Origin of the sequence: Bacteroides togonis, from assembly GCF_900130135.1 — a bacterium.
GTDB classification, from domain to species: domain Bacteria; phylum Bacteroidota; class Bacteroidia; order Bacteroidales; family Bacteroidaceae; genus Bacteroides; species Bacteroides pullorum.
Window position 1 is genome coordinate 505692 of record NZ_LT670820.1, and the last position, 15401, is coordinate 521092.

At 50.4% G+C, this 15401-nt stretch carries 13 protein-coding genes; 6 read left to right on the forward strand and 7 right to left on the reverse strand.

What is annotated here, in order from left to right; translation table 11 throughout:
* Nucleotides 1-64 precede the first annotated feature (64 nt).
* Nucleotides 65-2386: an ABC transporter permease gene (locus tag BQ8005_RS02275; protein WP_075316900.1), complete on the forward strand. Its 2322-nt coding sequence runs from the start codon at nt 65-67 to the stop codon at nt 2384-2386.
* 99 nt (nt 2387-2485) lie between these two features.
* Here BQ8005_RS02275 and BQ8005_RS02280 read toward each other — a convergent pair whose 3' ends face one another.
* Nucleotides 2486-3841 carry an MATE family efflux transporter gene (locus BQ8005_RS02280; protein WP_075316901.1) on the reverse strand — a complete coding sequence of 452 codons (1356 nt, stop codon included), beginning with the start codon at nt 3839-3841 and terminating at the stop codon, nt 2486-2488.
* A 179-nt stretch (nt 3842-4020) separates the two neighbouring features.
* Here BQ8005_RS02280 and BQ8005_RS02285 point away from each other — a divergent pair, with 179 nt between their 5' ends.
* From BQ8005_RS02285 to BQ8005_RS02295, 3 genes are all read left to right on the forward strand, one after another.
* A complete protein-coding gene (locus BQ8005_RS02285; protein WP_075316902.1) occupies nt 4021-4674 on the forward strand; it encodes an HAD family hydrolase in 654 nt (217 codons plus the stop codon).
* Between the two features lie 62 nt (nt 4675-4736).
* A complete protein-coding gene (gene panB / locus BQ8005_RS02290) occupies nt 4737-5558 on the forward strand; it encodes a 3-methyl-2-oxobutanoate hydroxymethyltransferase (protein WP_021848091.1) in 822 nt (273 codons plus the stop codon).
* Nucleotides 5539-6519 carry an MFS transporter gene (locus BQ8005_RS02295; RefSeq protein WP_075316903.1) on the forward strand — a complete coding sequence of 327 codons (981 nt, stop codon included), beginning with the start codon at nt 5539-5541 and terminating at the stop codon, nt 6517-6519. Before panB ends, BQ8005_RS02295 begins: the two co-directional genes overlap by 20 nt.
* Here the strand turns inward: BQ8005_RS02295 and BQ8005_RS02300 are convergent.
* The 4 genes from BQ8005_RS02300 to BQ8005_RS02315 all read right to left on the reverse strand — a co-directional run bounded on the left by BQ8005_RS02300 (nt 6495) and on the right by BQ8005_RS02315 (nt 10252).
* Nucleotides 6495-6866: a diacylglycerol kinase family protein gene (locus tag BQ8005_RS02300; RefSeq protein ID WP_075316904.1), complete on the reverse strand. Its 372-nt coding sequence runs from the start codon at nt 6864-6866 to the stop codon at nt 6495-6497. The genes BQ8005_RS02295 and BQ8005_RS02300 overlap by 25 nt on opposite strands.
* Nucleotides 6867-6874: 8 nt before the next feature.
* Complete coding sequence (locus tag BQ8005_RS02305; protein ID WP_075316905.1) at nt 6875-9091, reverse strand: RelA/SpoT family protein; 2217 nt, start codon at nt 9089-9091, stop codon at nt 6875-6877.
* 220 nt (nt 9092-9311) lie between these two features.
* Nucleotides 9312-9761 (reverse strand): type I restriction enzyme HsdR N-terminal domain-containing protein, encoded by a 450-nt coding sequence (locus BQ8005_RS02310; protein ID WP_075316906.1) that lies wholly within the window; start codon nt 9759-9761, stop codon nt 9312-9314.
* Nucleotides 9762-9868: 107 nt separating this feature from the next.
* Nucleotides 9869-10252 carry a nuclear transport factor 2 family protein gene (locus BQ8005_RS02315; protein WP_021848086.1) on the reverse strand — a complete coding sequence of 128 codons (384 nt, stop codon included), beginning with the start codon at nt 10250-10252 and terminating at the stop codon, nt 9869-9871.
* 167 nt (nt 10253-10419) lie between these two features.
* Between BQ8005_RS02315 and BQ8005_RS02320 the strand changes: the two genes are divergently transcribed.
* On the forward strand, nt 10420-10785 hold the full coding sequence (locus tag BQ8005_RS02320) for a winged helix-turn-helix transcriptional regulator (RefSeq protein WP_075318852.1): 366 nt from the start codon (nt 10420-10422) through the stop codon (nt 10783-10785).
* 10 nt (nt 10786-10795) lie between these two features.
* Here BQ8005_RS02320 and BQ8005_RS02325 read toward each other — a convergent pair whose 3' ends face one another.
* Nucleotides 10796-11671 carry a radical SAM mobile pair protein B gene (locus BQ8005_RS02325; protein WP_021848084.1) on the reverse strand — a complete coding sequence of 292 codons (876 nt, stop codon included), beginning with the start codon at nt 11669-11671 and terminating at the stop codon, nt 10796-10798.
* 164 nt (nt 11672-11835) lie between these two features.
* Here BQ8005_RS02325 and BQ8005_RS02330 point away from each other — a divergent pair, with 164 nt between their 5' ends.
* Entirely contained in the window at nt 11836-12741 is a 906-nt protein-coding gene (locus BQ8005_RS02330) for a helix-turn-helix domain-containing protein (protein WP_075316907.1), read from the forward strand.
* Nucleotides 12742-12817: 76 nt separating this feature from the next.
* Here BQ8005_RS02330 and BQ8005_RS02335 read toward each other — a convergent pair whose 3' ends face one another.
* A complete protein-coding gene (locus BQ8005_RS02335) occupies nt 12818-15319 on the reverse strand; it encodes a hypothetical protein (RefSeq protein ID WP_075318854.1) in 2502 nt (833 codons plus the stop codon).
* Nucleotides 15320-15401: the final 82 nt, after the last annotated feature.

Genomic DNA, 15401 nt, shown 5'->3' on the forward strand with positions numbered 1-15401 from the left:
TCATTCCTAATTCTTCATTCCTAATTCTTCATTCCTAATTCTTCATTCTTAATTCTTCATTAAAATGAGACACCTATACTACACCCTACAGACCCTTCTTCGCGGCCATGGAGGCACCGCGGAGAAAATCATCTCCCTCACGCTGGGACTGGCGATGGGCGTGCTGCTCTTCGCGCAGATAGCCTACGAGCTGAGCTACGACCGCTTCTATCCGAACCCCGACACGCTCGTCAGACTACGCATGAGAAACGTGAACAAGGGAGTGCCCGAAGCCGGATACAATTACTTCACCTACCGTCCCGCCGCGGCCGACCTCAGCGAGGCCTTCCCCGAGCTGGTGGAGAGCGCCTGCCTGACGTCCAACTTCTGGAGGCCCGCCTTCTACAAGGACGACAAGAAGCTGGACGACATCCAGACCCTCTTTGCCGACACGGCCTACTTCGCCACCACCGGCCTTCCCCTGCTGCAGGGCAACCCCAAGGACTTAGGGGTGCAGGGCAACGCCTTCATCTCCGAAAGCATGGCCCGCCGGCTCTATGGCGGCGAAAGCCCCATCGGCAAGGTGCTTTCCGTTGAGAAGCTGTTCGACGTCACCATCCGCGGCATCTATGCCGACGTGCCGCGCAACAGCATTATGCCCCACGACCTGCTGCTCCCCATGGCTGCCCTGGACTGGGCCTACGGGCGGGGCACGTGGAACATGAACAACCTCTACGGCGTGCTGTTCCGCCTGAAGCAGCCTGCCGACGTGGACGCGATGAACAGCCGCATCCAGCAGGCGGTGGAGCAATACACTGACCCACACCTGGGCGACGACGTGGTGACGGAATACAGCGTCCTGCCCATCCACAAGGTTTACCGTTCTTATCCCGACAGCACGCGGCGACTGGTCATCCTCGGCGTGCTGGGCTTCTCCATCTTCTTCGTGTCCATCCTGAACTACGTGCTGCGTGCCGTGGCCGCCATGAGCCGGCGAGCCAAGCTGGTGGGCGTGCACAAGTGCAGCGGCGCCGACGGCTGGCACATCCTCTCGATGTTCCTCTGGGAGACGGGGCTGCTGGTGACGGCCTCCATCCTTTGCGGCGGCGTACTGTTGTGGCTGCTGCGCGAGCAGGTGGAAGAGCTGTTGGGCAGCCGCCTGACCGACCTCTTCACCTGGCAGACGCTCTATGTGCCGCTGGGCACGGTGCTGCTGCTCTTCCTCATGGCGGGCGTGGTACCAGGGCGCATCTATGCCCGCATCCCTGTGACGCAAGTGTTCCGCCGCTACACCGACGGCAAGCGTTCGTGGAAGCGTGGATTGCTGACGGTGCAGTTCATCGGCGTGTCCTTCATCGGCGGTCTGCTGCTGACTACTGTGTGGCAGTATCACGACCTGATGACCCGCAGTGTGGGCTTCCATGCCGAAGGGCTGGCCGTGGGGACGGTGACGGGCGACATCCGACGGGCGCAGGGCGTGGCCGACGCCATCCGCCGCGAACCGTATGTGGAAGCCGTGGCGGGCAGTGGCTCCCATCTACTGGCCCACTTCAGCACCGATCGGCTGCTGGACAACCAGGGCAACTTCATCTGCCCCCTGCACTTCACGCAAATAGAGAAGGATTTCCCCCAGGTGACAGGCCTCCAGTTGCTGGAAGGCCATTGGCCGCAGCATCGGGGCGAAGCCGTGGTGGGCCGCAAGACAGTAGAGACGTTGAAGTGGGGCGACACCGCCATCGGCCGCAAGCTGCCCATCGATCCCTCATGGGCAGGACTGGAAGAACCAGCCATCGTGACAGGCGTGGTGGAGAATGTACGCAACATGGGCTTCTTCGCGAGCCAGACCTGCACCGCCTTCATCCTGAACGACCGCGTCCGCACCTTCAATGTCCGCCTGAAGGCCCCGCTGGACGATAACCTGAAGCGCCTGAACGCCTTCATCAAGTCTGCCTATCCCGACCTGTCGCTGGAGTTCACCACCTATCAGGACATCCGCCGCGAGCAGAACGCCAGCGTCTCCACCTTCCGCAACACCGTGTGGGTCACCACCGCCTGCATCATCCTTATCGTGCTGATGGGGCTCATCGGCTACGTCAGCGACGAGACGCAGCGCCGCAGCAAGGAGATAGCCGTCCGCAAGGTGAACGGCGCTGAAGCGTCCGACATCCTGCGCCTGCTCTCGCTGGACATTCTCAAGATAGCCGTCCTGGCCGTCGCGGCAGGCATGGCCGCGGCGTGGTACGTCTCCGGCCAGTGGATGCAGCAGTTTGCCGACAGCCGCCTGCTCTCGCCCGCGTGGTACGCCCTGCTGGCCCTCTTGCTGCTGGTGCTGATTGTGGCTATCGTAGTGCTGAAGGCCTGGCGCATCGCCAACGAGAACCCAGTGCTGAGCATCAAGAGCGAGTAAAAGCGAATAAAAAAGTTCTCCCTGCTTTTCTCTCCATGAGGGAAGGGCAGGGGGATTCGCTTATGCTAAGACACCCACCCATAAAACGAAAATGTGGTGTTATTGTATGGTTTGCGGATAGAACAGATGTTTCCGACGGACGTACCACAGAAGAATTAGTACAGCTGTGACGAAGGCGAAGAAGTCGCTCACGGGCATGCTCGTCCAAATGCCGTCCAGCCCCATGAACTGCGGGAACACCAGCAGGCAGGGCAGCAGGTAGAGCAGCTGGCGCGTCAGCGACATAAAGATGCTGATCTTGGCCATGCCGATGCTCTGGAAGAAGTTGCCGATGACAATCTGTGCCCCCACGAAGGGGAAGATAGCCACACAGATGCGCACGCCGCGGGCGGCCATGTTGATAAGCGCCTCGTCCGACGTGAAGACCGAAGCCACCGCGTGGGGAAAAAGCTCGCAGATGAGGAAACCGCTCGAGGTGATACACACACCCGCCGTGATGCCCAAGCGCAGCACCTGCTTCACACGGTCCAGCCGCCGTGCTCCGAAATTATAGCCCGTAATGGGCTGCATGCCCATCGTCAGCCCCATTACCACCATAACGTAGAGCATCAGCAGGCGGTTGATGATGCCATAGGCACCGATGGCCATGTCGCCCCCGTGGCGTTGCAGGCTGTTATTGATGATGATGACGATGGCACAGGCCGTGACGTTCATCAGGAACGGCGACATGCCGATGGAGAAGATACTGCCCACGATGCGCCGCTCCATGCGCTGGAAACCATGTCGCAGGCGGATGGGGTTGGAACGCTGGAGAAAGTGGTTGAGTACCCACAACATTCCGATGAATTGCGAAATGACCGTGGCCAGAGCCGCGCCCCGTATGCCCCAACCGAACTGGAAAATGAAGATGGGAGCGAGGATGATGTTGCACACCACGGTGGTGAGCGATGTCAGCATGGCCTTCTTCGGATGGCCAGTGGCGCGCATCACGTGGTTCAGCCCAATCATGGTGAAGGTGATGGGCGTGCCCAGCAGGATGACCTGCATGAAGTCGCGTGCATAGGGCAGCGTCTCGCCGCTGGCGCCGAAGAAGCGCAGGATGGCGTCGAGGAAGATGAACGTCAGTCCGCCGAACACCACGGCGTTGACGAGGCAGAGCATCAGCGTGTTGCCCAACACCTTGTTCACGCCCTCCATGTCCTTCTGCCCCAGGCGGATGGACGAGATGGTGGAGCCGCCCGCCGAAACGAGGTTGCAGAAGGCCGCCGTCAGGTTCATCAGCGGGAAGGTGATGGCCAGGCCCGCGATGGCCATGGGGCCCACACCGTGGCCGATGAAGATGCTGTCGATGATGTTGTAGAGCGACACGATGGTCATGCTGATAATGGCAGGGATGGAATACTGCACGAGCAACTTCCCGATGTGTTCGGTACCGAGTATGTGCGGATTGTTCATATGCTGTCGTATAAGGATTATTCGCAACAAAGATAGTATAAACCGAGCGAAGAACAAAGCCGAAAATGGGTTTTCGAGTTCTTACCTTTGAAACATAGCCTTATTTATTTAAAGTTAGAAAAACTTGCAGGATACGGATACTTTTCAGACCTTTGCGTCCGATTTTTGACGAAAAGTTTATGGATAACAACAAAACGAATACCGCTGTCCTCTTCGATTTTGATGGCGTGGTGATAGATACCGAAACGCAATATAGTGTCTTTTGGCACCGCATTGGTATAGACTATCTGGGTATGGCAGACCTCGAAACACGCATCAAGGGACAGACCTTAACTTACATTTACGAAACATTTTTACCCAACATGGCAGAACGGCAAAAAGAGATTACCGCTGCCCTCGATCAGTTCGAACAACAGATGACATTCGATTTTATTCCCGGTGTACTTGAGTTTATCGACGACTTGCGTCGTCATAACGTACCAATGGCTGTCGTCACCAGTTCCAACGATAAGAAAATGGCAGCCGTACGTCGCGTTCATCCAGACCTTGACTGTCTGATCGACCGCATTTTGACAGCAGAAATGTTTACAGCCTCAAAACCTGCACCCGACTGTTTTCTGCTGGGTATGCAAGTACTTGGATCCGAACCGGATACGACTTGGGTTTTCGAAGATTCATTCAATGGTTTACGAGCAGGAATGGCTTCAGGAGCTAACGTCATCGGGCTTGCTACGACCAATGCGTGTGAAGCCATCACTCCGCTGTGCCATGCTGTTATAGATGACTTCCGTGACTTTACTTATGAAAAGATGCTGAAAGTGAAGAAGCAATAAGAAAAAGCTGTAACTTTGTAATCGATTATTCAGAACAATAACCCTTTAAATATTAAGTAAAAATGGCTGGATACATTTCAGACGACACACGTAAAGTGACTACTCATCGCCTCATAGAAATGAAACAAAGAGGCGAAAAGATATCAATGTTGACATCATACGATTACACCATGGCACAGATTGTAGATGGTGCAGGTGTAGATGTTATTCTGGTGGGTGACTCTGCCTCTAACGTCATGGCAGGTAATGTAACAACACTACCTATCACACTGGACCAAATGATCTACCACGGGAAGTCAGTGGTACGCGGTGTGAAGCGTGCCATGGTGGTAGTGGACATGCCTTTCGGCTCCTATCAGGGCAACGAGCTCGAAGGTCTTGCCTCGGCTATTCGTATCATGAAAGAGAGCCATGCCGACGCCTTGAAACTGGAGGGCGGTGAAGAAATCATCGGCACAGTGAAACGTATCTTAAGTGCAGGCATTCCCTTGATGGGACATCTGGGTCTGATGCCACAGAGCATCAACAAGTACGGCACCTACACCGTCCGTGCCAAGGACGAAGCCGAAGCCGAGAAACTGGTACGCGACGCCCATCTGTTGGAAGAGGCAGGATGCTTCGCACTGGTACTGGAGAAGATTCCCGCCGCACTGGCTGCCCGCGTGGCTCACGAACTGACTATTCCCGTTATCGGCATTGGTGCCGGCGGTGAGGTGGATGGACAGGTATTGGTATGTCAGGATATGCTGGGCATGAACAATGGTTTCCGCCCACGCTTCCTGCGTCGTTATGCCGACCTGCACACGGTGATGACGGATGCCATTAGCCGCTACGTAAGCGATGTGAAGAACTTAGACTTTCCCAATGAGAAAGAACAATATTGATGGCCGTTTGTTGACGCATGGGCTTAGGGCTATGTGTGCCGCCAATTTCCTGCTGTATGCCGCGGTGTACATGCTGCTTGGCGTGCTTCCGATGGCTTTGGCTGACGATGCAACGTGCATTTATCCGGCTTTTTTAGCTGGGATGTTGCTCGTAGGTCCCTTTCATGCCTATCTGGCCGACGCCTTTAAGCGGAAACATATTTTGTTGCTATCATACACAGGAGTTGGCATAACCATGGCTGTGGCATCGTATATCTACGAAGCTCATTACGCATGGCTTGCCCTGCTTCAAGGAGCCTGCTTTGCCTTGGCATCGGGAGCGGGAACCACCATCAGCATCGATATCACCCTATCGGGCCATCGTACGTCAGGAAACATGCTCTTCGCCTTCTGCGGACGAGTAGGTATGGTTGCAGGACTGACAGCGGGAGCTTGGGGAATCGGCCATTATCCACTGGCGTGGCTGTCGTATGCATCTGCTCTGTTGTGTGCCATCGGCATCTTGCTATGTACTACGATATATGTATCTTTCCGTGCTCCTATCGGTTTGAAGCTATGTAGCTTGGATCGGTTTCTGCTGGGACGAGCTTGGCTGCCTGCACTCAATGTCGGTATATTGGCTTTTTCATTCGGTATTATTGGTTCATTTTTGACAGGCCTTTCTGCGTCCATAAGTTGGATATGGATGTTGCCCATGCTGGTACTTCCGCTGCTCACTCCGCTGTGGGTGAAAATGTTTGTCAAATTGTCTCACCATTGCCAGCGAGCTACAGGTAATATGACTTTCAACCTGCTGATGGATGGGGGACTAATAATTGGTACATGGACTATGTGCGTCATGAATAGCCAAGACAAAGTGCCGATAGGTGAAGACACACTGGCGATGAGTGCATTGGTACTGGCGATACTTATGTTCGTTTTCGCTACACGTCCTTATTATAAGAAGAAACGGGTAAGATAAGGTATAAAAATTATCACCCCGACGACAATCGCCGCCAGAGCGCACACCAACACCGCTCCGGCGGCGATGTCTTTTACCTGTCCTGCCATGGGATGGCGTTGCGGCGAAACAAAGTCTACCAACCGTTCGATGGCACTGTTGAAAAGCTCGGCAGCTATCACCATACCGATGCAAAGAACGATAGCAATCCACTCTCCCCGTGTGATGCAGAAGCACCAACCTGCCGTTACCACACAGACAGTGGTAATGAGGTGAAAACTGAGGTTCTGTTCTTTGCCTACGCAACTACGGATACCTTTCCAGGCATAGCCGAAGCTGCGTAGCTGTTTTTTGTAATCATAATGCATATAAGAAGTTAGTTTCTCTCCACTTGTTTTACTCCTTTTACTGTTCGCAGTTTCTTGATAAGTGCTTCAAGGCGTCCTGTATCGCCCACCATGACGGTCAGCGTGCCCGAGAAAAGACCATCGTTCGAGTTGATGCCGATGCTGCGCAACGTGATACCCGTTTCCTTCGAAATGATGGAAGTGATGTTGGTCACAATACCTATGTCGTCATGGCCTACCACACGAAGGGTAATGGGATATTGTGTGCCTTCGCCCTTGCCGGCCCAGCGTGCCTTCACGATACGGTAGCCGAAACGGGCATGAAGTTCGGCAGCATTGGGACAGTCACAACGGTGAATCTTAATACCACCTGTCACGCTGACGAAGCCAAACACATCATCGCCGTAGATAGGATTACAACACTTGGCAAGCTTGAAGTCAATGCCTTTCAGGTTCTGGTCGATAACGAGTACATCCTCCTTGACCGAACCGTCTTCCGGCGTCTGAGGTTGCAGATTATATTCTTCGGCGCTACGGTACTGTACTTCCTCGCGGATGTCGTTCTCGCGCTTCTGCAGTTCCAGATAGCGGTCGATGATGTCGTTTACATCCAATGCTCCATCGGCAATAGCCTGATAAAACTCAGTAACTACCTTGTAACCCATACGCTTGATGAGCCGCATCATTACGGCTTCATCATATTCTATCTTTCGGTTTTTGAATTTACGCTCCAGCGTTTCGCGTGCAAAGGCTGTCTGACGGGATGCCATTTCCTTCAAGGCCTGGCGTATCTTGGTACGCGCCTTTGAGGTAGTAACGATATTCAGCCAATCCTGCTTGGGCGTCTGCGTATTCGAAGTCATAATTTCCACCTGATCACCACTCTGAAGCACCTGCTTAAGCTGCACATTGCGTCCGTTTACCTTGGCACCGATACACTTGCACCCCAACTTGGTGTGGATATGGAAAGCGAAATCGAGTACCGTGGCACCCTTACCCAGCTTAAAGAGGTCACCCTTGGGCGTGAAGACAAACACCTCATCCTCATACAGATCCAGCTTGAAACGATCCATTGCCTCCAGGTCGCTATCCGAACTCTCGAGCGCTTCGCGTACCGAAGTCAGCCATTCGTCCAATCCACTCTCTCCTTTGATACCTTTGTAACGCCAGTGGGCGGCCAAACCTCGTTCGGCTATTTCATCCATGCGTTCGGTACGTATCTGCACCTCCACCCATTTACCTTCGGGGCCCATGACGGTGATGTGCAGCGACTCGTAGCCATTGCTTTTCGGTACGGAAAGCCAGTCGCGCAGGCGTTTAGGATTGGGTTGATACATGTCGGTTACGATGGAGTAAGCTTGCCAGCATTCCAGTTTCTCCTTCTCCAGCGGAGAGTCTAGGATGACACGGATGGCAAACAGATCGTACACGCCTTCGAAGGGGCACTTCTGTTTCTTCATCTTCTGGTAGATGGAGTGGATGGACTTGGTGCGTCCTTTGATGTGGAACTTTAGTCCCGCTTCCTCCAGTTTCTTCTGTACCGGTGCAATGAAAGCAGCTATATAACGGTCGCGTGCAGCCTTGGTGGCATTCAGCTTATCCTTGATATGGTAATAAACATCGTGTTCTGTATATTTCAGAGAAAGATCTTCCAGTTCAGATTTCAGTTTGTATAAACCCAGCTTATGGGCCAACGGCGCATACAGATAAGCAGCCTCGTTGGCAGCCCGGCGACGTGCTTCGTCATTCTCGGCATCTTTAATCTGCCGCATAATATTCACACGGTCGGCTATCATGATAAGAATAACGCGCATATCCTCGGCAAAAGAGAGGAGTAAATTGCGGAAATTCTCAGACTCAATGGTAGGACTTTTAGAATAAAGTTCATTTACACGAATCAGGCCACGAATAATGCCAGCCACGTCTTCACCATATTCGCGATGAATATCTTCAGCCGTACATTGCCCACTCCGTACGACCTCATGAAGCATCAGAGCCAGGATAGAGGCGCGTCGCATACCTATCTCTTCTGCTACAATCACAGCTGTCTGCATGTTTTTAATGACTGGATTCAACCCGAATACATCGCGTTGTAGGGCTTCTGTAGCGGCACAGGCCACAAGATGTGCTTTTAATTTACGGCAGTCGCCTGGTAGCAACGTGTCACCTGACAGTTGTAATAACTTGCGATAGAGGGGTATAAGCATCTGCTTTTCTTCCTTACTGAAGAAACGGTTTGTGTCCATAACGTGTTTTCTTTGATAGTTACAAGCGCAAAGTTAGTATTCTTTGTTTCAAATCATACGTTTTTCATACTAATTTTTAAAAGTTCTTCCTTGCAAAATCCTGCAAAAACAGGCAAACATAAAACCATCTCCGTACCTGCTCCGTACCAAGTCCACGTATAGGTACTTTCTCACGGAGAATGTACGGAGCAGATATGGAGCAGATCATGGGAAGATAGGGCTAAAGTTCGTTGTAAGCAGGCACATCGGGTAGGAACTGATATCCTCCATTAACATAGTCCATACGACAACAATAGTGCTGGAGACCATTACTGACAATCAGATAATCGACTTTCAATACCATATTGTAGCGTGTAATTTGGTCGAAAACAGCTTGAGTAATCTGTATTTCAGGTGCCTTATACTCTATAATCATGCGTGCTGACAGGTCACGACGGTAAAGTACGGTATCGCATCGCTTTCGTGTGCCGTTCAGTTGCACTTGTACTTCGTTGGCCATTAGTGCCTGAGGGTATCCTTTATGATTTATCAGGAAATGAACGAAGTGCTGGCGCACCCACTCCTCGGGAGTCAGGGCCACGTAACGGCGGCGAATGACGTCAAATATCACTCGTTTACCGTCGCGTACGGCAATCTTGGCATCGAATACGGGTAGGTTCAGTGAAGGCATGGGCAGTTTCTTTCCATTAATATACTATTCGTAGAGAAGACAAAAGTACAAAAAAGGACGGAATTCAATATTCCGTCCTTGAAAAATACGTCAGTGTTTCTTTTTATTTATTTCCGAACAGTATTGGAATTCTGATTATAAGCTTTGGCCACACACTTCCATTCTCCATCCATCTTCATCAGCAGCAGATAATCGGTAAAATCGATGCGTCCGCCCCATTTTTCTTCCAGCACACGGACAACGGCCAGCGTTTCTTCTACATCCACCACATCGATGCGCGCCTTGAAATCCTGTCCTGCACCTACGGTGTCCACGTTGTGATAGAATTGCTGAATACTGCCGTGCTCCAGTTTTCCGTCCAGATAGCCGAACAAGACGGCTTCGTCGATGAACAGTTCTTTGGCATAACTGCTGTTGCCTTCGGCTACACTTTTCACAAACTTCATGGCTGCCTTCTCCACAGCCTCATACTCTTCGATACTTGCTCTCATGATGACAATCGTTTTAACGGGTTAATAACTGCTGCAAAAGTACGGGGTAAGACCGGGCTGTGCAAGTACCGAAAAATTATTCATATACCGAAAATTTATTCGGTATATCCCAGTATAAGGGAGTTATCGCTATCTTTGTGTCCGAATCAATGATAGAGAACAAAATTATGTATGAAAGAAAAATTCCCGTTGACTTGGACTGCCCTTTACGCCTGACCATGAGTCTGATAGACTCCAAATGGAAATCGTGTATCCTGGACGAACTGCGTCATCGTCCTTTACGCCCCAGTGAGCTTCACAAACTTTTCCCCGAGGCTACTCCCCGTGTACTGGACATTCAGCTGAAGGAGCTGGTGGAGGACGGCTTGGTGTCCAAAAACATCTTTCCCGAGTTGCCGCCACGTTCCGAATATGCCATTACGCCGCTGGGGCAGACCCTCATCCCAATTATCGACGCCATGATAGAGTGGGGCAACCGGAATGCGGATCTGTTTGAGCGGAAGTATGGGAAGAAGGAAGAGAAAGGGCAATGAGTGCGGCATGTCATTTCCCCAACCGTATTTTTTCGTGATAGAAGTAATTGACCAGTACAGGCTTTCCCTTTTCCGAACGTCCGTAGGGCAGGTCGTTCACGCGGTAGGGATAGCCCTGCTCGGCGGCGTATGACGAGATTTCCTTCTCCAGGCTTTGCCAATACTCAGTCCGTTTCCGGTTGTAGATGTCTTCGTACAGGGGGACGAGTGACGGATGCTTTTCACGGATGTAGTCCATGATGACACCTTTGAACTGACCGCGCAGATTGAGGTTCTCCAGCCAAATGAGGTCGGCAAAATCCTTTACACGCTCTATGATGGCCTTGACATCGGTTATGCCGGGGAAGATGGGCGAAACAAAGCATACGGTGCGGATGCCTGCCTCGTACGTCCGGCGCATGGCTGTCAGTCTGCGTTCGATGCTCACGGCACGGTCCATGTCGCTGCGGAACTGCTCGTCGAGGGTGTTGACCGACCACGAAACGGTCACTTTGGGGAATCGCTTCAGCAGATCCAGATCGCGCAAGACCAGATCGGATTTTGTGCAGATCATGATTTCAGCCTGCGTTCCCTTCAGTTCTTCAAGCAGTCGGCGCGTGTTGCCGAACTCGGCTTCATAAGGATTGTACCCGTCCGTCACCGAACCGATGACAATCCGCTGGCCGTCATACTTATGCGGATTGCCGACGGGCTTCCAACGCTTGACGTCCAGAAACGTTCCCCAAGCTTCGGTGTGCCCCGTGAAGCGCTTCATGAACGATGCGTAACAATACTTGCAGGCGTGCGGGCAGCCCACATACGGATTGACCGAATATCCTCCGACTGGCAGCGATGACTTGGTCATGATGCTCTGTACATCGATTGTTCTGATAATTTCTGTAGTCATATTATTGTTATATCTGGTTGACCGGTATATTCACTTTTTCTTTAATACCGTTGCAAAGTTCGGAAAATTTCATTCATTCCTTTATGCCCTAAAATATGAAAGATATGCCATTTTGATAAATGGATTCCGTATCTTTGCCGACAACCTCATCCATCTCATTTATTATGCAAAAAAAGAAGAATATCAATCCGTCGAAACTGGTCAATGTACCTTTCAGCAAGACACAATGTGGTGTGGATTTCTATATCAATACTGGTAACGGGAAAGAAATTTGCGGTGTGCTGACCGAAAATACAACGTTCAAGACCGATTTTTTCGAGTTTTTCTTTTTCCGCCGGGCCGACGGATTCCTTTTGCTGAACTCCAAGCGGATAGAACTGCATGACGACATGGTACTGCTTCTCTCTCCACACCAGCGGCAGGAGTGGCATGTCGACGAACGGGCATTGCACTATACCTTTCTCATCTTTCGCGAAGACTTCATGCGTACGTTTATTGCCGACAAGTTTTTTGTCTACCGTCTGCTCTATTGCTATCAGACCGACACGCCACCCTATTTGTCAGTTTCCCAGGAAACCTTCGACGAATACATGAGGTTCTTGGGAAAAATCAAGCAGGAACTGCTCCATCCCACGGCAGATAGCTACAATCTGATAGTGGCCGTCCTGTATTATCTTCTGCTGGTCATCAACCGTGAATACGCTTCGGCCTACCACCTGCCGGTCGATGTACCCAAGAACAATTACGCCTATCAGTTCAAGGACTTGCTCGAACGGCATATCTACGACGTGCAGCGGGTTGCCGAATATGCCGAGATGATGCACGTCAGCCGCGTTACCCTGAACAATGCAGTGGTGGCCCAGTTCGGTGTTTCCGCCAATCACCTGCTGAAACAACGGCTGTTGGAAGCCCTGAAGAACGACTTGCTTTTCACAGACTGCACTGTCAGCCAGTTGGCCGACAAATTCCATTTTTCCGATCCGAGCCATCTGATGCGTTTCTTCAAGCAGCAGACCGGTAAAACCTGCTCCCAATACCAGTCGGACTATAAAAATGGGGTGTACGAATGATGTAAGACAATGCTGGGCGTAAATTGTACATGACTTTTATTTTCTACAGAAAAATGGATTTTCCATTGATAACGGATTACAGTGTCATTGCAAGCGTGAACAGTAGTTCACGTCCACGCAGTTTGTAATTATAGCTATAGGTATTGATAGAATTGTATATCGTATAGCTATATGAATCTTGGTTTAACGCGTTCTGCAAGCTCAGATTAAACCTGAAAGCCTTGAACAGCCAGGTTATGTCAAAATCAAGTAGGCCCGTCGTTTTACTCTGATTTTCGCTTAGATCCTTTTTCACGATGTCTGATGAAGCGGACAAGATGAGGGAGTGTATCGGTGTGACTTTTAATGAGATTTTATGTACCTGCGACCAATAACTTCTCTTGATGTCCTCATAGCTCAAGAAAGTTTTGCTTATTTCACCGGAATAATCCAATTCGACATATTTGCAGGGCTGTGAGGTCACTGTCGGGGAAATGCCGACACTTTGCCAAGAATAGGTTGTGAGCAAGTTGTTCTGCTCTGCCTGCTGCTGTCTCCATATATATAGTCCATTTAATGAAATTTTTGTCTTGATGGATTCAATTTGTTTGGTAATGCCGAGTTGTGCCGTTGTGTTATGGGTATTGTTGGGCATGTATAGGTAAGTCGACTGAATCAAGTCTGATGCTACCTTTTGGGATGTCAGCTGATTGCTGTGCTCACGTTGGTATATGATGTCAGCATTTACAAACCACATGTCCAATGGTATCTTATAGTCATAGTGCAGGTTTGCCATCAACGATTGATTGTCCTGCAGAATGCCGGAACTGATTTTTTGAGTTGTGTTGTCCGTCTGCACCGGGGATGTCAGGAAGTCCAGGATGTCCCCAAAGTTTCGTGTATAGGCTGCTTGCGTCCTGAAAGTAGAACGGCTGCTGAATTTATAGTTGAAATAAATTCCTGGGCATACGGAAAAGAAGCTGAATTTATCTTTTTCATTCTGTATGTGGTTTCTGTTGTAGATGTAATCCATCCGCACCGGTACGTCGGCCCGAAAGACATATATGCGTTTCGGATGGGTATATTCATACCGCGGAGCAAAAGCAACGCTCAATTGACCGGCTGTCATATCATTCTTATTGTTTGTATTCTCCCGGTAGGACCGTAAATCTGTTTGCATTTTATCTGCCGAATAGTTCAGTGACAGTGGAAGATAAAAACGTGAGTTCTTGAAATCATAAATCGCAGACAGGAGATTCTTGGTCTGAAAGCTCAAGCTGTTTGCACTTTGATGAATGTCGTTTCCTTCGTTTGTGACAGTCAGCCTGACTTGTGGCGTGTTGAATAACAACACGGATGATGACAGCCTCCAGCGCAGTTTCTTCCTGCGCCAGCTGTATGAAAAATTATTTCCAATATAGTAGTCACGCATGGACTGTTGCTGCATAAGTGCCTGGCCGTTTTCTGTAGTCGGCAAGTCGTTGCGTAGGAATGTGGCCTTGCCAAATAGAGAATTGTTAAGATAGCTTGTCGATGCATTGTTTTTATAAACGATGGAGAAACTGGGGGCATGACTGGCGGACAGCGAATTTATACTTTGGTCGATGATTATATTCTCATTCCCGTCGTAGAAGTTGCGTTGGATGTCATAATCATATTGGCTTTTGGAATAGCTGTAATCGACGTTTCCCCGCAAGGTAGCTGTTTCTGTTATTTTTTGGATAAAATTGACTGAAAACATGCGTTCGGCAGGTGAGGCATACCGATCTTGGTCCAGCGGTGGAGTGGAAGCCGATAGATTGCCCATCAGTTTTTCAGCCTTGGACTCTTCTTCGATTCCCCCGAAAAGGGAAGCCGCTTCATCTGAAGCGAATGAATGTACGTTCCCGATTTTCAATGTGGCAATGGTCTGGAACTTGGGCTTGAAAAGCATGCCGGCCCCGCTTGCCTGATATAGCCAGTCGTCACCATACCCGACAGAGCCTTCATACGTTCCAATGGGTTTAAAACGTGCGTTGTTGTTCATGTGGATGTTTATGGCCACGTCATCAGAAAAAATATCCTTATTCATGTTGACGGCCTGATGGTTGTTCAGCACTTGAACCGAATTTACATACGAGGCAGGTATATTGGTAGTCGCTATGTTATATTTCCCGCCAAGTAAATCCAGGCCGTCAATGTAAAAGTTTGAGATGTCTTTCCCCAGGTACTTGATGTTGCCTGATTTTTCCACGTCGATGCCCGGAAGTTTTTTCAGGGCGTCTTTCAATGTATAGTCACTTTGGGTGGTGTATGCAGAAAGATGAAAGGACAAGGTATCGCCGCGCTGGTAGATGGCGGGGGCCTTTACGACCACTTCTTTCAATTCCGTCGCTTTTTCTTTCATGGTAATGTTGCAGGTCTGGGACATATTCAAGATTTCGTTTTCCACAGATTCATATCCCATCGACTCGGCAATCAGCTTGACTTTTTTTGAGCCTGTATGAAAGGCAACATTAAAATGTCCCTTGTCAGAAATTGCATAGGCAATGACGGTGCTGTCCGCAGAAATTTTGATGATCGCACCGTCGATGCCTGCGCCGGAAATATCTCTAAGCATTCCTTCTACCCGGCTTTGAGAATAAGCGACACCTGTAATAACACCAAACAATATACTGAAGAATAAACGCATAGTCAAATTT